The sequence below is a fragment of the Bradyrhizobium sp. 1(2017) genome, assembly GCF_011602485.2.
Classification (GTDB): Bacteria; Pseudomonadota; Alphaproteobacteria; order Rhizobiales; family Xanthobacteraceae; genus Bradyrhizobium.
This window is the reverse complement of record NZ_CP050022.2, coordinates 4,277,507-4,301,486: the sequence shown is the minus strand read 5'-3', so window position 1 is coordinate 4,301,486 and position 23,980 is coordinate 4,277,507. Positions and strand designations below refer to the sequence as shown.

21 protein-coding genes, 1 tRNA gene and 1 pseudogene are annotated in these 23,980 nt (G+C 63.2%); 8 read left to right on the top strand and 15 right to left on the bottom strand.

All coding sequences use genetic code 11. From position 1 onward, the window contains the following. Positions 1-6 precede the first annotated feature (6 nt). The 3 genes from HAP40_RS20355 to HAP40_RS20345 form a co-directional block, all read right to left on the bottom strand. On the bottom strand, positions 7-2,055 hold the full coding sequence (locus tag HAP40_RS20355; RefSeq protein WP_166816144.1) for an acetoacetate--CoA ligase: 2,049 nt from the start codon (positions 2,053-2,055) through the stop codon (positions 7-9). Between the two features lie 189 nt (positions 2,056-2,244). Continuing rightward, a complete protein-coding gene (locus HAP40_RS20350; RefSeq protein WP_166816145.1) occupies positions 2,245-2,472 on the bottom strand; it encodes a hypothetical protein in 228 nt (75 codons plus the stop codon). Between the two features lie 138 nt (positions 2,473-2,610). Then, the gene (locus HAP40_RS20345; RefSeq protein ID WP_246557759.1) at positions 2,611-2,817 is read right to left on the bottom strand and encodes a hypothetical protein; all 207 of its coding nucleotides are present in this window, start codon (positions 2,815-2,817) and stop codon (positions 2,611-2,613) included. 181 nt (positions 2,818-2,998) lie between these two features. Between HAP40_RS20345 and HAP40_RS20340 the strand changes: the two genes are divergently transcribed. Next, on the top strand, positions 2,999-4,078 hold the full coding sequence (locus HAP40_RS20340; RefSeq protein WP_166816147.1) for an AI-2E family transporter: 1,080 nt from the start codon (positions 2,999-3,001) through the stop codon (positions 4,076-4,078). A 164-nt stretch (positions 4,079-4,242) separates the two neighbouring features. After that, positions 4,243-4,629: an NUDIX hydrolase gene (locus HAP40_RS20335; protein WP_166816148.1), complete on the top strand. Its 387-nt coding sequence runs from the start codon at positions 4,243-4,245 to the stop codon at positions 4,627-4,629. 48 nt (positions 4,630-4,677) lie between these two features. Here HAP40_RS20335 and HAP40_RS20330 read toward each other — a convergent pair whose 3' ends face one another. Beyond that, positions 4,678-4,917: a hypothetical protein gene (locus tag HAP40_RS20330; protein WP_166816149.1), complete on the bottom strand. Its 240-nt coding sequence runs from the start codon at positions 4,915-4,917 to the stop codon at positions 4,678-4,680. Positions 4,918-5,623: 706 nt separating this feature from the next. Here HAP40_RS20330 and HAP40_RS20325 point away from each other — a divergent pair. Then, positions 5,624-8,731 carry a DEAD/DEAH box helicase gene (locus tag HAP40_RS20325; RefSeq protein WP_166819434.1) on the top strand — a complete coding sequence of 1,036 codons (3,108 nt, stop codon included), beginning with the start codon at positions 5,624-5,626 and terminating at the stop codon, positions 8,729-8,731. A gap of 139 nt (positions 8,732-8,870) precedes the next feature. On the opposite strand, the gene HAP40_RS20320 is transcribed toward HAP40_RS20325, so the two are convergent. Beyond that, positions 8,871-9,578 carry a methyltransferase gene (locus HAP40_RS20320; RefSeq protein ID WP_166816150.1) on the bottom strand — a complete coding sequence of 236 codons (708 nt, stop codon included), beginning with the start codon at positions 9,576-9,578 and terminating at the stop codon, positions 8,871-8,873. A 244-nt stretch (positions 9,579-9,822) separates the two neighbouring features. On the opposite strand from HAP40_RS20320, the gene HAP40_RS20315 reads away from it, so the two are divergent. Beyond that, positions 9,823-10,488 (top strand): hypothetical protein, encoded by a 666-nt coding sequence (locus HAP40_RS20315; RefSeq protein ID WP_166816151.1) that lies wholly within the window; start codon positions 9,823-9,825, stop codon positions 10,486-10,488. A 1,376-nt stretch (positions 10,489-11,864) separates the two neighbouring features. Here the strand turns inward: HAP40_RS20315 and HAP40_RS20310 are convergent. Further along, entirely contained in the window at positions 11,865-12,035 is a 171-nt protein-coding gene (locus tag HAP40_RS20310; RefSeq protein WP_166816152.1) for a hypothetical protein, read from the bottom strand. Between the two features lie 384 nt (positions 12,036-12,419). Here HAP40_RS20310 and HAP40_RS20305 point away from each other — a divergent pair, with 384 nt between their 5' ends. Continuing rightward, positions 12,420-12,653, top strand: a complete 234-nt coding sequence (locus HAP40_RS20305) for a hypothetical protein (RefSeq protein ID WP_166816153.1) — start codon at positions 12,420-12,422, stop codon at positions 12,651-12,653. Positions 12,654-13,042: 389 nt separating this feature from the next. Here HAP40_RS20305 and HAP40_RS20300 read toward each other — a convergent pair whose 3' ends face one another. The 5 genes and pseudogenes from HAP40_RS20300 to HAP40_RS20280 form a co-directional block, all read right to left on the bottom strand. Next, positions 13,043-13,432, bottom strand: a complete 390-nt coding sequence (locus tag HAP40_RS20300) for a phospholipase D-like domain-containing protein (protein ID WP_246741069.1) — start codon at positions 13,430-13,432, stop codon at positions 13,043-13,045. 281 nt (positions 13,433-13,713) lie between these two features. Further along, positions 13,714-14,109: pseudogene (locus HAP40_RS20295) on the bottom strand (phospholipase D-like domain-containing protein); the annotation flags it as partial. Between the two features lie 162 nt (positions 14,110-14,271). After that, positions 14,272-14,478, bottom strand: a complete 207-nt coding sequence (locus HAP40_RS20290) for a hypothetical protein (RefSeq protein WP_166816154.1) — start codon at positions 14,476-14,478, stop codon at positions 14,272-14,274. Between the two features lie 111 nt (positions 14,479-14,589). Further along, positions 14,590-14,898: an HdeA/HdeB family chaperone gene (locus HAP40_RS20285; protein ID WP_166816155.1), complete on the bottom strand. Its 309-nt coding sequence runs from the start codon at positions 14,896-14,898 to the stop codon at positions 14,590-14,592. 25 nt (positions 14,899-14,923) lie between these two features. Then, a complete protein-coding gene (locus HAP40_RS20280; protein WP_166816156.1) occupies positions 14,924-15,340 on the bottom strand; it encodes a phospholipase D-like domain-containing protein in 417 nt (138 codons plus the stop codon). Positions 15,341-15,892: 552 nt separating this feature from the next. On the opposite strand from HAP40_RS20280, the gene HAP40_RS20275 reads away from it, so the two are divergent. Then, on the top strand, positions 15,893-16,063 hold the full coding sequence (locus HAP40_RS20275) for a hypothetical protein (protein ID WP_166816157.1): 171 nt from the start codon (positions 15,893-15,895) through the stop codon (positions 16,061-16,063). A gap of 72 nt (positions 16,064-16,135) precedes the next feature. Then, positions 16,136-17,368 carry an HlyD family secretion protein gene (locus tag HAP40_RS20270; RefSeq protein ID WP_166816158.1) on the top strand — a complete coding sequence of 411 codons (1,233 nt, stop codon included), beginning with the start codon at positions 16,136-16,138 and terminating at the stop codon, positions 17,366-17,368. Between the two features lie 460 nt (positions 17,369-17,828). Here the strand turns inward: HAP40_RS20270 and HAP40_RS20265 are convergent. From HAP40_RS20265 to HAP40_RS20255, 3 genes are all read right to left on the bottom strand, one after another. Next, positions 17,829-17,904, bottom strand: a tRNA-Lys gene (locus tag HAP40_RS20265). 317 nt (positions 17,905-18,221) lie between these two features. Next, positions 18,222-20,888, bottom strand: coding sequence for a glycosyltransferase (locus HAP40_RS20260; protein ID WP_166816159.1), 2,667 nt, complete (start codon positions 20,886-20,888; stop codon positions 18,222-18,224). A gap of 216 nt (positions 20,889-21,104) precedes the next feature. Further along, positions 21,105-21,698: a beta-1-3, beta-1-6-glucan biosynthesis protein gene (locus HAP40_RS20255; protein WP_166816160.1), complete on the bottom strand. Its 594-nt coding sequence runs from the start codon at positions 21,696-21,698 to the stop codon at positions 21,105-21,107. A 328-nt stretch (positions 21,699-22,026) separates the two neighbouring features. On the opposite strand from HAP40_RS20255, the gene HAP40_RS20250 reads away from it, so the two are divergent. Continuing rightward, positions 22,027-23,586: a beta-(1-6) glucans synthase gene (locus HAP40_RS20250; protein WP_166816161.1), complete on the top strand. Its 1,560-nt coding sequence runs from the start codon at positions 22,027-22,029 to the stop codon at positions 23,584-23,586. Here the strand turns inward: HAP40_RS20250 and HAP40_RS20245 are convergent. Continuing rightward, the gene (locus HAP40_RS20245; protein WP_166816162.1) at positions 23,546-23,926 is read right to left on the bottom strand and encodes a hypothetical protein; all 381 of its coding nucleotides are present in this window, start codon (positions 23,924-23,926) and stop codon (positions 23,546-23,548) included. The genes HAP40_RS20250 and HAP40_RS20245 overlap by 41 nt on opposite strands. Positions 23,927-23,980 lie beyond the last annotated feature (54 nt).

Genomic DNA, 23,980 nt, shown 5'->3' with positions numbered 1-23,980 from the left:
GCGGCTTCACGCCGCCGTTCTCGCCAGGTAGTCGCGAGCGAAGGCGAGATACCAGACGAGACAAGCGGGATTGGCCATCGCTTCCTTGTTGATGACTTTTTCGACGGGCTGGCCGAGCAGGAGCTTCTTGACCGGCAGCTCCTGCTTCTTGCCGGAGAGCGTGCGCGGGATCTCGGCGACGGCGAAAATTTCGTTAGGCAGGAAACGCCGAGAGAGACTGGCCTCAATTGCCTTGTTGATCTTGGCCTGCATCGCTCCGTCGAGCGCCACGCCGTCACGCAGCACCACGAATAGCGGCATGTAGCTGTCGCGGCCGAGATATTCGAGATCGACAACGAGGGAGTCCAGCACTTCCGGCAGAGCCTCGATCGCGGAATAGATCTCGCTCGTACCCATCCGCAGGCCGTGCCGGTTGATCGTCGCATCGCTGCGGCCATAGATGATGCAGGAGCCGTCCGCGTTGACCTGGAGCCAGTCGCCGTGCCGCCACACGGGTCCGCGGCCGCTGCCGTCAAAATTGTCCGGATAGGTCTCGAAATAGCTGGTGCGATAGCGCGCGCCGTCCTCGTCGTTCCAGAAATACAGCGGCATCGACGGCATCGGTTCGGTGCAGACGAGCTCGCCGACCTGATCGACAACGGCCCGACCCTGGTCATTGAAGGCCTCGACTGCGGCGCCGAGCAGGCGGCACTGCATCGCGCCCGGTGTCTGCGGCAGCTCGCGATTGCCACCGATGAAGGCGCCGGCGAAATCGGTGCCGCCGGAGATGTTGGCCCACCAGATGTCCGCCTGCGCCTTGCTGCCGTTTGTTGCCGACAGTGCGGCAAAGCGGGCATTGAACCAGCCTTGCGTGTCGGCGCTGAGCGGCGAGCCGGTCGAGCCAAGGCAGCGCAGTCGCGACAGCTCGCCGGCCGCGGTCAGGTCGACCTCCGCCTTGGCGCAGTTCGCGAAGAATGCCGCGCCGGCGCCGAAGAAGGTCGCCTTCGATTGCGCGACGAAGCGCCACAGTGTGGTCCAATCCGGATTGTCCTTGGCGCCGCCCGGACTGCCGTCAAAAATGCAGCAGGTGGTGCCGGCAAGCAGGCCGCCGACCTGCGAATTCCACATGATCCAGCCGGTCGAAGAGTACCAATGATAGCGCTCGCCGAAGGAATTCGCGTGATAGGAGCAGCCGATGTCATTGTGCAGGCCGAGCAGTGCCAGCACCACGATGACGATGCCGCCATGACCGTGCACGATCGGCTTCGGCAGGCCGGTGGTGCCGCTGGAATAGACGATCCAGAGCGGATGGTCGAACGGCAGCCATTCCGGCTCGAAGGCGTCGATGGTCGCGCCCGACCTGGCGAGAATGTCGGACAGCAGGGCGTCCGGAGCCGCGGGCGAAGCGGCCTCGCTGTGCAGGATGACGTGCTCGACCGTGGGCAGCGACTGCCGGAGCTCGGCAACGACGTCCTTGCGGTCGTGGCGCCGGCCGGCATAGCGGACGGCGTCGCAGGCGATCAGCACTTTCGGCCCGATCTGCTTGAACCGGTCGATGACTGCGGGTGCGGCCATGTCGGGGGCGCACACGCTCCAGACGGCGCCGATGCTGGCGGCCGCCAGGAACGCGATGATGGTCTCGGGAATGTTGGGCAGATAGGCCGCGATGCGGTCGCCAGGCTTGATGCCTTTGTCCTTAAGGTGCAGCGCGAGTGCGGCCGCCTTGCGCCGCAGCTCAGGCCAGCTCGTCTCGGTCAGCTTGCCGTCCTCACCAGCGCTGACGATCGCAGGCAGGCCAGCGGCATCGGCGGCCCCGACATGCCGGAACACCTGCCGCGCATAGTTGACCTGCGCACCGGGAAACCAGACCGCATCGGGCATCTTGCGCTCGGCGATCACGGCCGCGAACGGCGTCGGTGATTGCAGATCGTAATAGTCCCAGATGCTGCGCCAAAAGCCGTCGAGATCGCGAACCGACCATTGCCGCATGTCCTCGTAGCTCGAGAATGTGAGGCCGCGCGTCTCGGCGAGCCAGGTGCGGTAGAGAGCGATCTGCGGAACGAAGGGGGCTGTCATGTCGACTTCAATTGCGGCCAGGGACGTGGAGGGGAGTGCGAACTTAGCCTGTCCCTGTCCCGCTGCAACGCTCCAGGCGCATTGGGGACGCGCGAAAATTGCCTGCGGCGCAGCGGCGCAGGTCCCCAGCACATCAGCTTATTTGCCAGCTTGTGGGACCGGCTGCGGCCGCCACACAGGGGCGGCGATCTAGTAGCCCGCGTCGGCCCAGCGCCGCCCGAACACGGGCGGCTTCGTCGTCACCGCTTTCCAGCCGAAGAAGTGATGCTTGCCGGACCAGCTGTGCACCACGCCGCTGCAGATGCGGCATTTGAAGCTGCCCGAATGCGCTTCGGCATGTTCCTCCCTGGTCGCGGTGTAGCTCATGCTGCAACCCGCGCAGGTGAATTCTTCGATCGTCCAGATGCTGTTGGCCATTGCACGCAATGTTTTCTTGGGACTGCAGCCACGGTAGCCGCGGGCTTTTGCAGCGGCGTAAACCGGCCCGGCGAAATCCGGTTAATCCCCGTTAGCCAATTCCGGCCGCCTGTTGCGGGCGACAGGCAAGCTCATGCATCAATCGTTGACCGAGTCAGCCCGCATGTCGCGATCGATACGCATCTTCACACGCCTGATGGCGAGCTGAGGCAATCTGCCTTGCACCCGCCCGGAGCGCACCTTGGCGCCGATGGCATAGGCATAGCGCCAATAGCCCGGCGCACCGTTTGGCTCGAGCGAGAAATGGATGCTGCGGTAAATTCCCGCGTGGGACTCTGGCTCCATGGGACGGCGCACCATCGTCCGGGAATGCGCTTTGGATCGAAGCGTTCCTAATTTCGGGGCCAGCGCCTTCCGGCGGGCACGTGCAGGCCGGTCGTCTTGACGGCGGTTGCGCGGCTGGCAATAACGGATTGGCCTCGCAAGAGCCGGAAGTTGCGTTCATGTCGCAGGGAAAGCAGTCGCCGTGAAAAGTCTCCGTCAGCTCCTGACGGGCGAGGATATCATCCAGCTCGTGATCCGGCTTGGCCTGCTCGCCCTGCTGATCATCTGGACTTTCCTGATCATCCGCCCGTTCGTGCCGATCCTGGCCTGGAGCGGCGTGCTCGCGGTCGCGTTCTATCCGGCGTTCAGCTGGGTCGCCAAGATGCTCGGCGGCCGGCCGAAGACCGCGGCAGCGATCCTGACCCTGGTCACGCTCGGCATCGTCCTCGGCCCTGCAACCTGGCTCGGCCTCAGTGCCGTGGACGGCGTGCGGGAGCTGGCGCACCAGCTCGGCACCGGCGATCTGGCGCTCCAATCGGCGCCCGAGCAGCTCAAGTCGTGGCCACTGGTCGGCCCGTGGCTCTTTGAGCTCTGGGACCAGGCCTACACCAACGTTCGCGCCGTGTTGCGCGAGGTGGCGCCGTATCTCCAGCCGTTGGCGGGGCCGCTATTGTCGCTTGCGGGCGACGCCGGGCTCGGCACTGTCCAATTCCTGCTCTCGGTGTTCGTGGCCGGCTTCCTGTTTCCGCACGGACCGCGGCTGGTTGCGGCCGGCCGCAACTTCCTGTTTCGCATCGTGCCCGAGCAGAGCGAGCATTTCCTGGAGCTCGCGGGCGCGACCATCCGCGCCGTGGCGCAAGGAGTGATCGGCATCGCGGTGGTGCAGGCGCTGCTCGCCGGCTTCGGCTTCAAGCTCGCGGCGGTGCCGAGCGCCGGCCTTCTTGCCTTCATCGTGCTGCTGCTCTCGATCGTGCAGATCGGTGCCTTCCTCGTGCTGTTGCCGGTGATCATCTGGATCTGGACCGCCAAGGACGTCACCGCGGCGTTGCTGCTCACCGTGTTTCTCGTCCTGGTCGGCTTCATCGACACCATGCTGAAGCCGCTTGTCATGGGGCGCGGCCTGACCACGCCGACCATCGTGATCTTCGTCGGCGTGATCGGCGGCACGCTCGCCCACGGCATCGTCGGCCTGTTCATCGGGCCGATCGTCCTGTCGGTGGCCTGGGAGATGATGATGGCCTGGATCAGGACGGAGGACCCGGTGGAGGCGGACAAGGGCTGACTTGCGCTGATTTGGCGCTGACTCGGCGCTGACTTGGGGGCGGACTTGAGGGCGACCTGGCGCCGCGACGGCTCCGCGGCCTGTGGTCAAGGCGAGTCCTGAACTTGTCTATCTGACTAGACAAGTTACGATCGGGACGATTCTGGTTTCAGTCTACGGCAGTGATGGCGAAGTCTTCCAAGCTGGTTGCCGCCAGGCGCGGCAAGGTATTGTTGGTGAGGCGCCGGTCGGACGGCCTGTGGATGTTCCCAGGCGGCCGCAAGCGGGCGCGCGAGTCCGAGAAGGCCTGCCTGCGCCGGGAGATCAAGGAAGAGCTGCCCAATCTCAAGCTCGGCCGGATCAGTCTCTGGAAGGAAGTGACGGCCAGGAACAAGCGCTCCGGCCGCAAGATGAGCGATGCGATCTTCATCGCCAAGGGCGCCAAGGGCAGGCTGACGATCGGCGACAAGAAGGAGATCGATCGCGCCGCCTGGCAGAGGCCCCGCGGCATCCGCCTGACGCCGACCTCGCGTTACATCCGCGACCGCCTGTTTCCGAGGAAGCGAGGCTGAGCTAGTCCTCGCGCTCCGCCACGACCAATCGAGTGGCCCGCTGGGCCGCTATTGCTTGGCCGCCATCGTGTCCAGGCAACGGTTGAGATAGGCGGTGCGGTCCCTGGGCAGCACCTTCTCGAGATCCGCCTTGATCGCGCATTCGCGCTGGCGAAGCTGCTCGGCCCGGCGCTTCTCGGCCGCCTCGCGATATTCGGGTGCAACCTTGGTGGGATCGACCAGTGCCTGGGCGCGGACGGGCGCCGTTGCGAGCAATGCGATAGTTGCGACGAAAATGAATGGTTTCAAAATGAGCCTCCGTGAAAGGCGCATCGTAGCGCGCGGGCTGGGCACGCTCAAACCTGAAAGGATGCGGTACCCTGTTCCGGCAGATATCGGGGCCCGCCGGCATGGAACGACTTCGCACGGCGCGCGTAGACTCTTGGCTCCGGCCCATCCCCAAGCCCCAAAACCCCCGGGCCGCGAGAAAACCTTCCCCACAAAGGTTGGCGACCTCAGCGCCTCTCGCACTGAGGTCGTTTTGGCGCATGACATGTGAACCAGTTCACAAACGCCCGGCCAAATCGCTGCTATGAAGACGTCATTGTTTAACCGATTTATTTTGAACGAAACGCCCCAGCGTGGCTCCAAGCGCTGGGGTTTTTCGTGTTGACATGTGAATCGCGCTGACCGGCCTTTGCTTCGACGGGTATAGCCTGCGCCTCACGCCCCGGTATGGTCAGTTCCGATCTGCGGGGCGATCAACACGAAAATTCCGGGATCGCGACGGCGATGCGGGCGTTGCCCCGAGCGTGCGTTCGCAAGGCAAATCCCATATGCATGGCACCGAGCAGCCGAATCAGAATGAGGACGGCTCGCGTTCGGTTGCCGACAGTTTTACGACCAGAGACGGGTTCAAGTGAGGCTTTCCAAAAAAGCGCGGGCGACCAAGAAGTCGTCCAAGAAGAGCAGGGCGTCGCAGCGCGCAACGATCTCGTCTTCGTCGCCACTCGGGATGATGGCTCTGCATCTGCTTGCACAATGGAAGCAGTCCGGACGCAGCGGCCTTGTTTTTCTGGCCGAGAGCGAGAACAGAGCGGAGCGGCTCGGCAGCGTCATTCACGCGCTCGATCCTTCCTGCGAGGTCCTGGTGTTTCCGCGATTGAACACCTTGCCGTTCGATCAGCTGGAGCCATCGCACGAGCTCGCGGGGCGCAGGGCCTCGGTGCTGCGGCGCCTTGCGAAATCCAGAAAGCCGCTCTTCCTGGTTTCGACGGCGGAAGCGGTGATGGAGCGCCTGCCGCTGCCGGCGAGCCTGTCCCGCCTGAGCGTGAGCCTGAAGGTCGGCGGCGCGTTTTCCGAGCAGGACCTCGAGACGCGCCTGCAATCCCTTGGATACGATCTCGACGACGAGCCGGATTATCCGGGCGGAGCGCTGTTCCACGGCCAGACCTTCGAGATATTTCCCGCAGGCGCGCTGGGCCCGTTCCGGGTCGAGCATTCGGATCGCGCCATCAGGCGGATCGTGGCGTTCGATCCGCAAGAGCACGACATCATCTTCGAGACCAGCGAGCTTCTGGTCGATCCCATGTCGGAGCGACTCGGCTTCACCGGCAAACGCGGCAAGCGCGCGAGCCTGTTCGACTATTGCGGGCGCGCCAAATGGATCGCCGATGCGGGCGTCCCGTTGCATGCCGACGCCTGGCTCAGCACGATCGAGGAGGCCGCGCCGCGAGCGGAGCGGGAGCGCGAATATCTCGCGCGGAGCGACTGGAAACGGCTGTCCAAGGGCATGAAGGTGTTGCCGCGGACGGCATCCTTCCAGACCACGCCGGAATTTTCCAAGCTGACATCCACAAGGAAGGCGCTGCGGACCTTCGTCGAGGAGACGCGGCGGGGCGGCTCGCGCCTGATCCTCGTCGCCGCGCTTGAGGACGATTTGCGCGTGATGGAGCGGATGAGCGGCGTCAAGGCACCGCGCTGCGACGACTGGGAGGACGCGACGAGCGGACGGAACGGAGAGGCGGCGCTGCTGGCCGATCTCGATGCCGGCTTCGTCGTGCCGGGGAAAAAAACTCTGACGGTGGTGACGGCGTCCGACGTGCTCGGCAGCCGGGCGCATCATCCGCAGCCGATGGCGCGGGCCTGGAGCGCGGCCTTCGATCACGCCGATGTGCCCGAGCAGGGCACCGTGGTCATCCATCTCCAGCGCGGGCTTGCCGTGCTCGATGGCCTGCAGACCGTGAACACCGGCGGCGGCGCGCTGCGCGAGATGATCCGCCTGAAGTTCGCCGGCGACAATGCCGTGCTGGTGCCGCCGCCCGATCTGGCCTTGATGTGGCCCTATGCCGCCGAGCTCGGCAAGCTCGCGCTCGACAAGGCGGATGGCAGCACATGGTGGGCCCGCCGCACCGAAGCCGAGCGCGAAATCCAGGCTGCGGGCAAGGTGCTGGCCAAGCACATCAGCCAGCGCCGGCGGCGGCGCGGTGACAAGCTGGTTCCGCCGGGATCGGCCTACGAGAAGTTCGTGGCGCGTTTCCCTTACTTCACCACGAGCGACCAGGCCAAGGCGATCGCCGACGTGCTGGACGATCTTGCCTCCGGTCACCCGATGGATCGCGTGATCTGCGGCGACGTCGGTTTCGGCAAGACCGAGGTGGCGCTGCGCGCGGCGGCCGCCGTGGTGCTCTCGGGCAAGCAGGTGGCGATCGCGGTGCCGACGACGGTGCTGGCCCGCCAGCACGTCGCCACGTTTCAGAAGCGCTTTGCTCCGTTCGGCATCGAGGTCGGCAACCTGTCGCGGGCGACATCGGGCGCGGAGCTGCGCGAGACCAGGGAGGGACTGCGCAGCGGCCGGATCAAGGTCGTGATCGGCACGCAGGCGCTCACGGGCAAGGACGTCAAGTTCGACGATCTCGGCCTCGTTATCATCGACGAGGAGCAGCATTTTGGCGCGGCCGAGAAAGCAAAGCTCTCGGGCCTCGCCAAGAACGTCCACGTGCTGATGATGAGCGCGACGCCGATCCCGCGGACGCTGGCCGCGGGCCTCGCCGGCTTCCGCGACCTCAGCGTGATCGCCTCGCCCCCGGTGCACCGGCTGCCGGTCGCAACCCGGATCGCGCCGCTGTCGGATGCCGCCATCGCCTCCGCGCTGCTGCGCGAGCAGCGGCGTCACGGGCAGAGCTTCCTGATCTGTCCGCGCATCCAGGACCTCGAACCCATGCTGACGCGGGTGCAGGCGGTGGCGGGCGACCTTCGAATCGTCGCTCTGCACGGCCGATTGGCGGCCGACGAGATCGACGACCGCATGATGAGCTTCGTGGAGGGCAGGGCCGACGTCCTGCTCGCGACCAACATCGTGGAGAGCGGCCTCGACATTCCCCGCGCCAACACCATCGTGGTGTGCTGGCCCGAGAAGTTCGGCCTCGCCCAGCTGCACCAGCTGCGCGGCCGGGTCGGCCGCGGCGGCATCCGCGCCTTCGCCCATCTGCTGACCGAGACCTATTCCGGACAATCCGAGAAACGGCTCGCCGTGCTCGAGGAGTTCAGCCGGCCGGGCGCCGGCTTTGCCATCAGCGAGCGCGACCTCGATCTGCGAGGCGCGGGCGACCTGTTCTCGGAGCAGCAATCCGGCCATGTTCAGGTGTTCGGGCCCGTGCTCTACAGCCACCTCTTGAAAATGGCTTCGGAGAAGGCCGACGAGGGACGGGCCGCGGTGTGGGTGCCCGATTTGAACCTGCCGGTTCCGGACATGCTGCCAGAGACCTACGTGCAGTCCGAGCCCGTGCGGCTCGAGCTCTATGCGCGCGCCGCAAGATGCACCGACGAGGACGATCTCGAGGATCTCGAGGAGGAAACCTCGCGCCGCTTCGGACCCTTGCCCAAGGTCGCGCGCGACTTCTTCGCGGCCGCAAAGCTCAGGATCGCGTGCAAGCGGCGCGGCATCATCCGCCTCGACGTCGGCCCTGAGGCTGCGGCCGCGACGTTCCTGCCGGGCCGCCTGCGGAAGTCGCGGGGCAAGTCACTGCAACGCGACGGCGATCGCGTCGTCTATCACAGCCCGATGCGGGATGCGCCGTTCGAGCGGGTGGAGGAGCTGTTCGAGCTGCTGGATGAGGGGTGAGCAACAAAAAGTGCCAAAACAACCCCATGCACAGTAGCCAAGTGCTTGTGCCACAACGTCTTCCGCATCGCGCGCAAATGCCGGTTGACGCGTCGGGCAAAACACTGGCATTCTGCCAACTTCGGAAAATCCGTTGAGGTCAGGCCTGGCGGGCCCAATCGGGCACGTCAGCGTCCTTACGCATGATCCCGATGAAATAGAAAACGCTTCTGGGCGTGAGCGTCGCGTGGTCACCATGGGTGAACACGATCTTCAGTCCGGCCGCATCGATCATTTCGCGAAAGGTCTCGACCGTCGAGCCGCGATTGTTCTCCTGCAGGACGACCACGCCGTCGCCCGCGAGATGGGGCCCGATCGTATTGAAGAACTCGCGGTGGATCGCCCAGTCGGGATCGTGCGCGCGGATATCGCCTTCATACTGGTCGATGAAGTGCGGCGGGTTGCTGACCACCAGGTTCCAGCGTTCGGCCTGGGGGATGTTTCGCAGATTGTTGGACTGGTAGACGGAGACCCGATCCTCCAGATGGTTCAGGCGGACGGTCGTCCTGCAGCAGGCGACGGCCGCCGGGTTGATGTCGGCGAGGCATAGCGTTTCGCAAAGGCCGTGGCCCAGCGCCGAGAAGCCGATGAACGCCGGCCCGGCGCACCACTCGAACATGCGAGGCTGCCTCGGCATCTGCCGGGCCCGCAGAAAGGGGATGAAGTCCTGTCCGAACTCGATGCCGCCGCCGTCGAGCTCGCTCCTGTATTCGATCGTGAGTCCGCCCAGCACTACGCGCTTTGCGGGCCTGACGCGGCGCAGCAGCGGCCGAACGACACCATGCTCAAACCGGTGCAGGATTCCCATGCGCCCATCGTTTCGTTTTGATGCGAAGCTTTTCGGAAGGTTGCTCTGTTCAACCCGGACTTGTCAAACCGCCGCGTCGCCTCCGTAATCGGCCGGGGCGCCGCGCCCGTCAGCCGGCCGCGCCGCTAACGTGGAATTAATCCAAAAAGCTCACAATTTTAGACAGTTGTGTATGGGTGCTGCGTAAAGGCGTCGTCGCGGCGACGTTCCAGGGGCGGCTGCCATCTGCTCGCTCATGGGGTCAATGCACGTGACCAAGACTTTCGAAACACAAAGCTTCGCCGAAGAACTCGACCCGGCCGCGCTCGCGGCCGCCGCCGCAGCAGCGCACGAGCCCGCTGCCCCGGACGTTCCGCTGCCGACCAGGCAGTCCAGCCGGAAATCGGTCCTGGCCCTGTCGCTGTGTGCCCTGGCCATCAATGGCGCGGCAGCCATCTACACGTTGCCGTCCGATTTTCCCGCGCTGAATGTCGCGAGTCTCGCTGAACTGCTCCCGCGCCAGGAAGCCGCCGCGCCAAAGCCGGATCCCATTGCCGCTGCCTTGATGGATATTCAGGCGGCCCAGCAGCAACACACCGCTTTGCTGCAGCAGAACAACCAAGCATCGCAGCAAAATGCGGCTCTGCAGCAGCAAGATTCGATGGTGCTCCTGTCCCTTCGACAGAGCATCACGGACGAGCGCGTCGATGTGAAGAAGATCTCGTCGCAGCTGTCGACGCTGATTGCGAAGGTCGACTCGCTGCAGAATACGATGATGTCGGACGTCACGTCGTCCGTTCGACGAGCGAATGCCCGCTATGGACTGGCGATGCGCAAACGGGCGACGCGGGAGACCAAGCCCCTGGGGCCGGTCTCGGTCGGCGGAGCCCCGCTGAGCGTGCCGGCTACGGTATCAGAGCCGGACAGCTGAGGATCGAAGGCCGTTCATACCGACGCCCGGAGATCGCGATCAGCGAGTGGGATTACGCGTCCTTCGTTCATGACCGCCCAGTCGTGCGTTTCAGGAATTTGTGACTTGTTGCGGCGATGTCCGCATCCCAATTCCAGAACGTGCGATCAGATAGGCGGAGCAGGAACAATGCGTACATTGCTGGTGACGCTCCTCACGGTGGCTTCGATTGCCCAGGCCCACGCAGACACGAAGACGAACGTCCCGGATACCTCGTGTAGCTATACGTTGTCGAGCGGGGAAACATACAAGATACCAGCGGGACAGAATCTCTGCTGGCGCGTGCCCCCGCCGTCTTACAAGGTGTACACGCTCCTGCGTTGTGATCCCCCGTTTCAGGAGCTCAAGCGGGTGCGCATGGGCGATGGCCAATGCAACCGGTACGAGGAACGCCAATAACCGCGGCAGGACAAGAGCCCACGATGGTGGAAGCTCTCTCGTAGTGCCTGCTGACGTAATGGGACAGAAGCACGCCGCGGAATGAGCGGAATGGCGGCCTTGACCGAGCGCTTCGGCACAGCAGCGGCCTTCTCTTGCGCGCGGGCAAGCCTGGTCTTACGCGCTGGCAGGCCTGGCACTCCCGGCGCTCTAATCCGCAATTGGATCGGCAGCCGGGAGTATTGGGGGCTGGTATACAAGAGTCCCATGTTTGCCCCTCAACGACAATAGGTAAAACATGGGAATCCCGTAGTTTGACGGAGTCCATTTTCGGAACGGGGTGTTCTACTGTGTGAACACCGGCGAGATTTAAGCAGCAAGCCAATTTCAAGTTGCCCGGGATAGAGCCGCAGTGGGGGCTGGAACCACGCTGCGGCTTTTCCCTGTTTGGTTCGGGCATGTCGCCATCGGGACGCGTCGCGCTGCGGAATGCGACGCCGCTTCAGGCGGTCCCTCCCTCAAATGACAATGAACAGCACGGCGGGCTGACCCGCGAAGGCGACGACGGGAGTTGGTTGGCTTGCGATCGCGATAGCTTGCGAGCCTCTCTCCTGCTCGTGAAGTCGCGCTCGTTGTGGCGAACCGATCGGTGCATCAAGTAACAGCGAGCGATTGCTCGATTGGAACTGGTGCGATGCGTTCTCTTCTTGCCGTGGGTCTATTGCTCGTCCTCTGCGCCTCGGCCAATGCCGCAACGGTGCATCACCCCCGCACTCGCCATCCGGCGGTGGACCGGACCCGCACGAACACAAGTCCGCCGGTGCGCTTCGCGGTCCCGGGCTGGAGCGACGAGGCAACGGAGCGCTGGCTCGACAACGCCTCGTCGAACGTCGGCCGAGGCGGATAGCGGCGGTAACCGGCGCCGGCAACCGTGGGAATGGCCCTAAAGGACCGGGCGGCTAGGCCGCCTGCTCCTCGAACGAGGTGTAGACCCGGCCATTGGGATCAACGACCTGAACGTCCCAGCACCCGTCCTCGACGAGCTCCCTGGCCTTCTTGACGGCGGCAGCGAGCGAAAGCCGCTTGAGACTGACGACGCCCGCCGTGTCCAAACCGTTGATTTCAAACATGCCGTTCCTCCGGTTTTGGTGAAGCGTACACGTTTCCGGCGCGATGTCAGCGGGTTTTGTGGGTGGGCTGGAAGGGCAGAGCCTGACGTCGACGGCGAGCCAAGCCTGTGCGGCGTGACCGTCGCGCCCGGCGATGGGCGCGACCTCGAAGCCGACTTGGCTCGCTCGATCGCCAGGTCGATCAGCGGCGCTCGCGCGCATGGGCTCGCGATTGGTGCGTCCAAGAGCAGAGACGCAACCGGGCCTGCCAGTTCACGCTGACGGGCCTTCTTCACGAAGCTCTGATGGCCAAACAAATCATTAACGAAGAACCCATAGTATATTTGGCCGTTGACCTGCATCCCGTCACCGCGGACGAGGTGGGTCTAGACGTAGGCCGACAACATGGCGGACCTCAGGGAGAAATTGGACAAACTCCGTGCCGATGCCGCGGATTTGGTCCTTATGAGCAGGCGAACGAGCGACCCGCAGAAGCGCGAACTCTTCGAACGGTTGGCAGATGAGCTCGCGATAGAGGCTCTGGAACTCGAGCAGGTGGTGAAGATTCAAAGCCGCCGTTCGGGTTCAACCGACGTGGATAAAGTCGTGCCGATCCAGGCGCGTCCGGCTCGTCGCTGACGCAGTCTCCATTTCCTTTGTGGGCCACCACTGGATTGGTGGTCTCGTGCTCAGGCTTGCGGTCCGTTCTGATCTGCACCACCGCGCCGTTTCACCCGCTCTCTTCAACTGATGACGACGAACAAGATGGCGACGTGGCCAGCGAACGCGACCGCAGCCAGCGCAGCATCACCGCTCTCCGGTGCCATCGTGTGTGCACAAGAAAATCGCAACCGCAATAACGGGGCGGAAGCTAGGGGGTTTGTAGAAACCAATATTCACCGTCTGTACTCGGCCGCGAAGCCTTAAATCTGCCGCTCGGAAGGCTTGCCAAAGTCCGGTATGCGCCGATAGCAACCAAACTTTGTAGCGCCACAAAATGACGCGAAGGGCCATATCCAGACATTCGTTCATAGAAGCGGGCTCGTTAAGCGGGCCAGATGCTCCCCGAGTTTGATCCAGAACGGCCGCTGCCGCCATTGCTGTAGATCGAGCGAACGACAATTGGCGATGTAGCGCTGCTGCTCTGTCTTCAGCCGGCCGGTCATGCCCGGATCATGTATCACGAGGATATGCTCGGCGTTGAGGGCGAACGAGCGGATGTCCATGTTGCTTGTACCGACCAGGCCGATGTGATCGTCGATGGTCAGGGACTTGGCATGGAGAAAGCTCGCTTGGTACAGTTGGACCTCGACCCCGGCCTCAAGGAGCTCCTCGTAGTACGACCTCTGGGCCCACGACACGAGAACTTGATCCTCAGTTTCGGAAACGACGAGGTGGACGTCCGCGCCGCGAAGCACCGCGGTTTGCAAGCCTGCAGCAAGGGTTCGTCAGGAATAAAATACGGCGTAGTGATTTTGATCTGCCTGCGAGCAGCGTGGACGAGGGCAACGATGAAACGTTGATTGTTCTGGGTGGGAAAATCCGGTCCACTCGCTAAGGTTTGGATTGGAGTCGATCCAGTGATTTCAGGATCGGGAAAAACGTTCTCGCTCTCAAGTACCTCGTTGGTTTCCAAGAACCAATCCGTGGCGAAAACGTACTGTAGAGCCAGAACGGCCGGGCCCGTGAGGCGCAGCACGAGTTCCTCGTACGTGATCCCTGCGATAAAATCGGAGGCGACCAGATTTTGCGAGCCGGTAAAGGCGACCCGGCCATCTATGATCGCGATCTTCCGGTGGTTGCGCAGGTCCAGCCGTGCTCGCTTTGAACGGAAGAGACCGACGGGCAGCATTTCCCTGACATCGACTCCCAATGCCGTCAATTTGGGCATCAAAATTGGCAAGCCGGAGCGAGAGCCCAAGGAGTCCACGAGCACTCGGCACGTCACGCCGCGCTCGACCGCTCGGCCCAGTGCGGAAATCACCGGAGCTGTTGCAGCATCGGCCACAAACAAGAAGTATAGCAAATGGACGTGGCTCCTGGCTTGGTCGATGTCTGCCACCAGCCGAGCGAGGACGCCATCGTAATCGACCATGATCTCCGCCGCGTTTCCCCAAGCGACGGCATGCGACCTAGTTTTTCTGCCAGATAACCCGTCCACTCCAGTCCCGGCGACATCTCAGGATGGAAGACGTTTGGATACTCAAGAATACGCTCGCGAACCTTGGCCATAGCTCGGGGCAGCCTTGCCATTTGCTCAACGCGCGACCGGGGCATCTTCGGTCGCCCGATCAGAGCATAGATGGCCAATCCAGGGCTCGAAGAAAATCAACAGCAACCAACCCTTGGCTGCTGCCGGCGTGCGCCGGAATGGCACCACGGCAAGCATGACCAACCGGATCACCCATTCGCTGAGAAGGAAAACCCAACCAAACCAATGCAGGACAATCTGCAAAAAACCCATAACAGAGCCTCAGGTTCTCCAACTTGCTCCGCGGGGTAGCTTAATGACGCCAGCGATGAGAGCTTCCGATTTGCGCGCGGCCTTAGCTGAGGCGGGCAGGGAGTCACGACTCTATTTGCTTATACCGAACAGAGTTTCGACGGCCTGCATGACCGGTGTGTCAGGATTGTGCAAGCAGTACATCACCACCTCGTCTGACTTGGCCTTCAAAGCCTGGGGGTCAACGAGAGTATTGCCGCCATGTTTGCCATTGTGATAGCCGCTGAGCCACAGTGCGATGTTCTGCGGGTTCGTGATCTTGTACGTGGCGAACTGATTGCAGGTGATCTTGGCCACGTCGATGGTAACCTGCGCGTGCCCGACCGGCGCTGCTATTGCACATAGCATCAAACCTAGCAAAATAGACTTGGACTTCATCATGTTTCGTCTCCACTGCATTGCATGATCACAGCTTGGTCGGGGGTCGGGAGAAACGTTTTCCAGTCGGTTCCCTGCTGTCACAGGAGCGGCTCATCAAGCGGGTCAGATGCTCCCCGAGTTTGATCCGGAACGGCCGCTGCCGCCATTGCTGTAAATCGAGCGAACGACAATTGGTGATGTCGTGTTGCTGTTCTGTTTTCAGCCGGCTGGTCATGCCCGGATCATGTATCACGAGGATATGCTCGGCATTGAGGACGAACGAGCAGATGTCCATGTTGCTCGTACCGACGAGGTCGATGTGATCGTCGATGGTCCGGAACTTGGCATGGAGAAAGCTCCTTTGGTACAGGTGGATCTTGACCCACGCGACTTTGAGCATCTTCGGCTCAGGGCCAGGGGCTGACATCGGCCGCGTGCGTTCACCAAGGTTGACGTAGATCAAGGATCGAACGGCAAGCCGAAAAAACAATCATGCTGGTGAGCTTTGTGCGCACCGCACACGTACTACACGGTCACGCGATCTCGTAGCGAAGTTGCCTAAGTCCACCTGCCGGATTTGGCCGCCAGATCATGCCGTCGATAAATCTAACGCTTGAATTGCTCGCCGAGATTTCGGCAGCCGCCGCCGCGGTCTTTTGGTTTGGGTCGGCGCGGGTCCGTTTAACTCGACGTACTGCTGCTAAACACGGCCTGGGGGCCGGCCTCGACGATCCAAAGGCACTGCTCCGTCTCGTCTACCGGCAAAGCCAATGGAGTGCGTGGGGAGCGATTTTTGCTGGCCTTGCTGCACTCTTTGCCCTCGCGGATGGACTTGTGCGGTAGCCCATTTTCTGCACTACGGCGAAGCCGTCTCGGGCCGCATGCCGCCAGTCCGTGGAAAATTGATACAGATCAAGGTTGCCAGCCGAGGCCAGATGACAATTCGGTTCGCAAGCCCCTTGCAATTCTTGGGGCTGCAACTGATTTGACGGACGAGATCTAAGCGGTGACGTCCATGACCAAAATCAAAAAGCTCTCGGTTGAGAAGGCCCTCAATGAGTTGCGCAAGGCGGATACCCCGAAATCCTCGCGGCGCGACCAAGAAACGGACGCGCTTCATGAAGAGATTGCGCGCATGAAAGCACAAAGATTGCGCCTTGAGCGGTCGCAAAAGAAGCGCGATTGAGCCAAGGCGCGCTGAGAGAGAGACGACCCGACAAGGCTGCAAGTACGGGTTAGGCGACGGGGAGGACGGGCAATGTCTGAACTTCTCCTCTGCTCGGTAGTCACCATCCTGCCGGACTACTTGTTTCGCAGGTACTGGCAGGGCAAACGGTTAGGTATAGAGATCACCTTCTACTCTGTCTGGTACGAGCTGAGATGGGGCATCACGAGTTGCCTCATGCTCACAATCGCGCTGATCACGTTGATCTTCTACTACCACCCGCAGACGACAACAGCGACGACGTATTTCCGCACCATACCGATCCTGCCCGAAGGTTTCGGCCGCGTCGCCGAGGTCAATGTCGGCTTCAGCCAAGACGTGAAGAAAGGCGACGTGCTGTTCCGGCTCGACAGTTCGAAGCAGGCAGCTGCGCTGGAAACCGCTAAGCGAAAGATCGCCGAGGTCGATGCGGCCATGCAGGCGGCGGAGGCCGACGTGGCCAAGGCCGAGGCGCAGATCGGCGAGGCGAAAGCCAACCTTCAGCAGGCCAAGGACGAACTCGACGTCAAGTCCGAACTGCAGCGCCGTAATCCCGGCATCGTGCCACAACGCGACATCGAGAAACTTCAGGTCCTGGTCGATCAGCGGCAGTCGGGGGTCGATGCCGCCAACGCGACGAAGCAGGCAGCGACGCTGCAGGTCACGACACGTCTGCCGGCGGAGAAGGCGAGCGCTGAAGCGGCGCTTGCCCAAGCGCAGGTCGATCTCGACAAAACCGTCGTGCGCGCAGGCGTCGATGGGCGCGTCGAGCAATTTCTGGTCCGCACCGGCGACGTCGTCAATCAGCTGATCCGGCCTGCCGGCGTGTTGATACCGGCCGAAGCAGGACAAAACATCCTGCAGGCCGGCTTTGGCCAGATCGCGGCTCAAATCGTGAAGGAGGGAATGCTCGCAGAGGCGACCTGCATGTCGAAGCCATGGACGATCATCCCCATGGTGGTCACGACGGTGCAGGACTACATCGCAGCCGGACAGTTCAGAGCTGGCGAGCAGCTCCTCGAAGCGCAGAACATTGCCCAACCCGGCTCCGTACTCGTCTTCCTCGAACCGCTCTACAAAGGCGGCCTTGACGATGTCACGCCGGGCAGTACCTGCATCGTCAATGCATACACGAGCAATCGCGACCTTATCTCGTCTGGGAAGCTGAGCGCGGCTCACGCTCTTGCACTGAAGGTGATTGATGCGGTTGGCATTGTGAAAGCTGCGCTCCTCCGCGTTCAGGCGCTGGTGTTGCCTGTCAAGACGTTGGTGTTCGGCGGACATTGAACACAGGGACTGGCGGGCTGGAGAACGTCCGCTCAGGGGCATTTGCGACCGGATCGAGCCACGAGCGAGTCCGGTCAAGTCCGCTAGGTTTGCCGAGAGCGGAAGCGCGCGGGAGTCTGATCGGCCTTATTGGACCGGATCAGCATCTCATCGACGAGCACGTAGGCATCGAGCTGCTCTGCGGGGAGTTGGCCGAAGAGTGCTCCTCGGTCTGCTCGAGTTGGCGAACTATTATCGCGTCGAGATCTCGTTGAGCACGTGATTGAAGGATCGTGAGCGTGTTTGACGCGTTGGCAGATCTTTCCCCATCGGCTTCAAATTGTGTCGTTCCTTCCGAAACAATCTCAAGATGAAGGAAAAATATTCTCGCGGATAGATGAGGTTTGTAGACTGGCTCGCGAGATTGTAGACAAGTCCCAGCTCTTCTGAAGCTAGTAAAATATTGATATTGCTGTAATTTTGGTGAGCGCGCTGGGGCTCGAACCCAGGACCCCGTGATTAAAAGTCACGTGCTCTACCGGCTGAGCTACGCGCTCCCATGGCCGCTGATGGCTTGACGTGATCGCCATCCTGTTCGGACATTCGAGAAGCATGTCTTGCCGCAGCGCCTAGGCTTGCGTTGCGGGGAAAACCGGCCGTTTCCGGATCATGCTGTCGGCCCGCGCTGTGTAGGGGGAGTGGCCGCGCAGGTCAATAGTGCGAGGTGCTGCCGAAACTCGCGGCAGGAGCGGGGATTCCATCGCCGTCTCCGCAGCTTAGCTCGAGAGTCTCAAGCTGATTGGCGGCCGGTCATCCACGCCGAAGACTACATGACTTTTAATCACGGGGTCCGGGCGCCCGCGTTCGGGCACCGTCAGTTCGTCTCCCGCCGCACCTCGGTCGGCACGGCTTGCGGCGCGCCCACGGGGGGCAGCGCCACCGGGCGCAGGCCGATCAGCTCGGCGGAGCGGATCGCGCTGTCGCGCCAGAATTGGAACGAGTTGATGCGGCTGAGCTCGAGGATCGCGATCGCGACCGCGGCGAGGAACGGCAGGCTCTGCAGCACGAGGACGCCGGCGAAGACGTAGATCTCGGTGATCTGGCGGTAGCTGTTGGTGGCGACGAGGACGCCGGCGCCGATCAGCAGAAGGGCGCCGATCACGGCCTCCCAGAACGCCTGGAACTCGATCGACATCCGGCTCAGGCCACCCTTGGAGGTGCGGGCGAAGGCGATGTGCTCGGTGATCAGGCCCTGCGCCACGGCCCGCGACACCGTCCACTGCACGCTCATCGCCGCGATCATCGCGCCCAGCATCTGGCCGGGTTTGATCGCGACGCGGGCGCGATACATCGACAGGAAGTGCACCAGCGAGACGATGAAGGCGCCGATGATCGGCAGCGTCAGGATCTTGTCGGGAATGGCGATGTCGGCGAAGGCGACGATCGGCACCCAGATCAGGTTGAGCAGGGCCACGACCACGCCGAGGCTTTCGGCGCCGAGCCAGTTCAGCCAGCCGAGGCCATATTCGCGCTTCTGGTCGGGCGTCAGCCGGCTCTTGCCGGGCAAGAACTGGCGCCAGTGCTTCTTGACGATCTGCAGGCCGCCATAGGCCCAGCGGTGACGCTGCTTCTTGAAGGCCTCGTAGGTGTCGGGAAGCAGGCCCTGGCCGTAGCGGTGGTTGGTGTAGTGGGTGACCCAGCCGAGCTCCTGGATCGCGAGACCGAGATCGGAATCCTCGCAGATCGTGTCCGACGACCAGCCGCCGGCCATGTCCATCGCGGCGCGGCGGATCAGGCACATCGTGCCGTGCACGATGACGGCGTTCAGCTCGTTGCGCTGGACCATGCCGATGTCGAAGAAGCCGGCATATTCGCCGTTCATGATGTAATGCATGATCGACAGATCGCCGTCGCGGTGCTCCTGCGGCGCCTGCACGAGGCCAACGCGCGGGTCGGCGAACGCCGGCACGAGGTCCTTCAGCCAGTCGGGATCGACGACATAGTCGGCATCGAGGATGCCGATGATCTCGGCATCAACAGCGGTGCGGTCCATGGCGATGCGCAGCGCGCCGGCCTTGAAGCCTTGCACCTTCTCGGCGTTGATGAACTTGAAGCGTTCACCGAGCGCGCGGCAATGGTCCTGGATCGGCTGCCAGAAGGCGGGATCCGGCGTGTTGTTGATGATGACCACGCATTCGTAGTTCGGATAGTTCAGCCGCGACAGCGCATCGAGCGTCTGCTTGAGCATGTCGACCGGCTCGAAATAAGCGGGGATGTGGATCGAGACCTTCGGGAAGTAATTCTCGGGCACGTTCTCGACCGGCTTGTCCTTTGCGATCAGCCGCTGCGGCGGCCGGCCGAAGGCGACCGCGGCGATCTCGTCGATGCGCGCCATCGCGATCAGGACGAGGGGAACGAGCAGGATCATGCCGAGCGTCAGCGCGAAGGCCGAGCCGAAGATGAAGTAATGGGTGTTCCAGAACGCGAACACGGTCGCGGCCCAGGCGCCGACGCCGTTGGCGGTCGCCGACAGCAGGAAGGCCTGCCTGGCGGTCGGCTTTTCGATCCGCAGGATCGGCAGCGACAGCAGGATGCCGACCAGCAGCGCGATGCCCATCAGCTTCCAATAATCGGGGTTCTCTACCGGGCCGGTCCAGGCGAATTTCGGCTCGCGGCTGGCGTTGAGGATGCCCCAATACGGACCGACGCCGCCTTCGAAGAACTTCCAGGGCTGATCGATGGCTTCGACGATGTTGTATTCCATGCCGATGGCTTCGGCGCGGGTGACGAAGTTGCGCAGGATCAGCGCCTGCTGGAACGCGCCGGGATCGGCGTTGCGCAAATTGTAGCCCTGGCTGGGCCAGCCGAACTCGGCGATCACGATGCGCTTTCCGGGGAACAGATTGCGCAACAGATTGTAGCGGTCGACGGCCTGGTCGACCGCCTGGTCCGAGCGGAAGTTCTCCCAATAGGGCAGCACGTGGGCGGCGATGAAATCGACGTTGGAGCCGAGGTCGGGATTGTCGCGCCAGATGTTCCAGATCTCGCCGGTCGTGACGGGCACGCGGACCGCGCCCTTGACCTTCTTGATCATGCCGATGAGGTCTTCGACCTTCTGCTCGCCGCGGTAGATCACCTCGTTGCCGACGACGACGCCGACGACGTTGCTGTTCTTGCGGGCGAGCTCGATCGCGGCCTTGATCTCGCGCTCGTTGCGGTCCTTGTCCTTGTCGATCCAGGCGCCGACGGTGACCTTGAGGCCGAACTCGGCCGCGATCGGCGGCACCAGTTCCACGCCGCCCGTGGACGAATAGAGGCGGATCGCGCGCGTCATGGTCGACAGCGTCTTCAGGTCGGCGCGGATTTTCTCGACGGTCGGAATGTTGTCGATGTCGGGATGGGCCGAGCCCTCGAACGGCGCGTAGGAGACGCTAGGCAACAGGCCCTTGAAATCAGGCGCGGGCTCCCTGTCGCGCATGACTCCCCAGATGCCGGCGTGGAGCGCTGACACAAGCAACAGAACGGCGGCGACAACGCGCATCGCGGCTAAACCAAAAGGGGCTGAGGGGGCAGGGCAGCGGATCCGACCCCGAGATCCGACCAAGTCCGCGGCAAAGGGAGCATACCTCTGCCGCGCGGTTTCTCAACTGTCATGGCCTCATGTCCTTATGAGGGCATGGCCTTTTCTGAAGACGCGTGGCAGTGCCAACCGTCTCTATGACCGATCGTTCCTGAACGGCAGCTGAAACGCTCGCGGCTATTTCTGGGGCGCCGGCGTCGGGCTTGCCGCGGGCGAGGGGCTGGCGGCCGGCTGCGGTTGCGCATTGCTGGCAGCCGACGCGGCCGGCTGGGCGCCGCTCGCCGCCGCCTGCTGCGGCTGGGAGGCCGGATTGATCCAGCAGGCGTGCACCCGGCTGTCCAGGGTCTCGGCGACCTTGGGGTCGATCTGGCCGCCGAAGCGGGTCAGGCAGCGGAACGCGGCCTGGATGTGGCCGCCGGGGCAGCCGAAACGATCGTAGAGGTCGAGATGGCGGAACGCGGTGTCGAGGTCGTCCCGCCACATCAGGCGCACCACGCGGCGGCCGAGCCAGACGCATTCGGGATTGCCGGCGGGGCCATTGATGACCTGGGCGGCTTCCGCGAATTCGTCGGTGCGACGCTGGTTCTGGGCGGCGTCCTTGGCGGCGGCGTCGGCGGGCTGGGCGGCGGCCTTGCCCTGGTCGGGCGTGGGGCTGCCGCTCTGGGCGGAGGCGCTACCGAAACCGGCGAGAACGAGAAGGCAGGAAACGGCCAAGGTGGCGGCGAACTGCCGCAGGACCGCATTTCGTGACTCGAACACCCGTTGCCGCATGAATTCCCCAATGTATCCGCTGGCCGTCCGCGTCAGGATCCCGCGGACGCGCCGGTGATGGCGTCCAAATGGGTCTCCAATGCGGCGGAAAAGTCTTTCCGAGTCCATGACCTGTATTTCGAATTTTGTCCAGCAAAGTCACGATGCTAGGTCCCGGTCGAACAGCCGCAGCCGGATTCCCTTGGGGGAGGCTTAAATCCCCACCCGGACACCCCCTTGGCAGACGGCGTGCAAGCAGGTAATCGACGGACCCTTCTGGAGGACGGAACCGATTTCTCTTCGTACGCCACTGGCGCTGTTGCTCGTTTCACTGGGTGCGATTGCTGCCGTGTGGTGGTGGTTGGCGACGCCGATCACGCTCGCGCGCGCCCCGATCGATCCCGCCGAGAAGGTCCAATGCGTCTCCTACGCGCCGTTCCGCGGCGAGCAGACGCCGCTGGAGTCCTGGACCCATATCGACGCCGAGCAGATCGAGCAGGACCTGCGCCAGCTCAAGGAGATCACCGACTGCGTCCGGACCTATTCGATGGAGAACGGGCTCGATCAGGTGCCGGCCATCGCCGCCAAGGTCGGCGGTTTGAAAGTGCTGCAGGGGATCTGGCTCTCCAGTAACCGCACCAAGAATCTCGAGCAGGCCGCGCTCGCGGTCCGGCTTTCAAAAGAATTCCCCGACGTCATCACCAGCATCATCGTCGGCAACGAAGTGCTGCTGCGCGGCGAGATGACGACCGCCGACCTCGTTTCCATCATCCGCTCGGTGAAGGCGCGGGTCAGCGTTCCCGTCACCTATGCCGACGTCTGGGAGTTCTGGCTGAAGAACCGCGAGGTCTATGACGCCGTCGACTTCGTCACCATTCACATCCTGCCCTATTGGGAGGATGTGCCGGTGAAGGCGAAATTCGCCAGCACACATGTCGAGACCATCCGCGAGCGCATGGCGGTGGCGTTTCCGGGCAAGGAGATCCTGATCGGCGAGACCGGCTGGCCGAGCGAGGGACGCATGCGCGAGGGCGCGCTGCCGTCGCGCACCAACCAGGCGCGGGTGGTGTCCGAGATCCTGGCCCTCGCGAAGGCCCAGAAATTCCGCGTCAACCTGATCGAGTCCTATGACCAGCCGTGGAAGCGCAAGCTGGAAGGCACCGTCGGCGGATATTGGGGCCTCTACGATTCCGTGGGGCGGAATCTGAAATATCCGCCGGGCCAGCCGATCAGCAATTTCCCGTACTGGAAATGGTACATGGGCGCCGGCATGGGGCTCAGCGTGCTGGTGTTCGCGGTCGCGCTGATCACGCTGCGCCGGCGGCCCTGGACGCCGCGCTTCTCGGCCTGGCTCGGCGTCGGCATCTCGGCGACGACGGCAGGCATCCTGCTCGGGATCGGCGCCGACAAGATGTATTACGAGAGCTACGGCATCGGCGGCTGGCTGTTCTGGGGCGCGCTGCTCCTGGCCGGAATCCTGTCGCCGATCTTGTGCGCGCAGGCGATGGTGATCGGCCGCAGTCTTCCGACCTTCCTCGACCTGCTCGGCCCGCGCGAGGGCCGCAAATGGTCGAAGCTCACCGCCGTGCTCGGCCTGACGCTGGCAGTGACGGCGGTGATCGCGGCCGCGACCGCGCTCGGCTTCGTGTTCGACGCGCGCTACAAGGATTTCCCTTACGCGTCGCTGACGATGGCGGTGGTGCCGTTTGCGCTTTTGATGCTGAACCGGCCGCAGATCGGCCAGCGTCCGATCGCGGAATCGGTGTTCGCGGGGCTGCTGGCGCTGTCGGCCGTCTTCGTGCTCATCAACGAAGGCCGCGACAATTGGCAGTCGCTGTGGACCTGCGCGATCTACCTGTTGTTCGCGCTCACGCTGTGGCGGGCGCGGGCCGAGCAAATCCAAGAATGAACAGGCCGACCGCAAGGCCCGACAGCACGACGTTGTAGAGCACGATGCCGAGGCCGGCGGCGATGACGCCGACGGTGAGCAGCACGATCGACGGCCGCATCAGGTTCAGCGTCGCCACCACCAGCGCCACGATTCCGAACACCGAATTCTTGAACAGCACGGTCGAGACCGAGCGCCCCTTGCAGGTCAGGGTCTGAAGTCCGGCGTCGCAGGCGAGCGCAACTTGCGACAGTTCGATCGCGAGGTAGCGCAGATAGAACGCAATGCCGACGCTGGCAAAGCCGACGACGATCAGGAACTGCACCTGGTAGGGCGTGAGGCGGAAGGGCTTCTTTGTCATGGGGGCAATATGGTCGGGATGGCGCGGGCAGGCAACAGGGCAGGGGGATGTTTC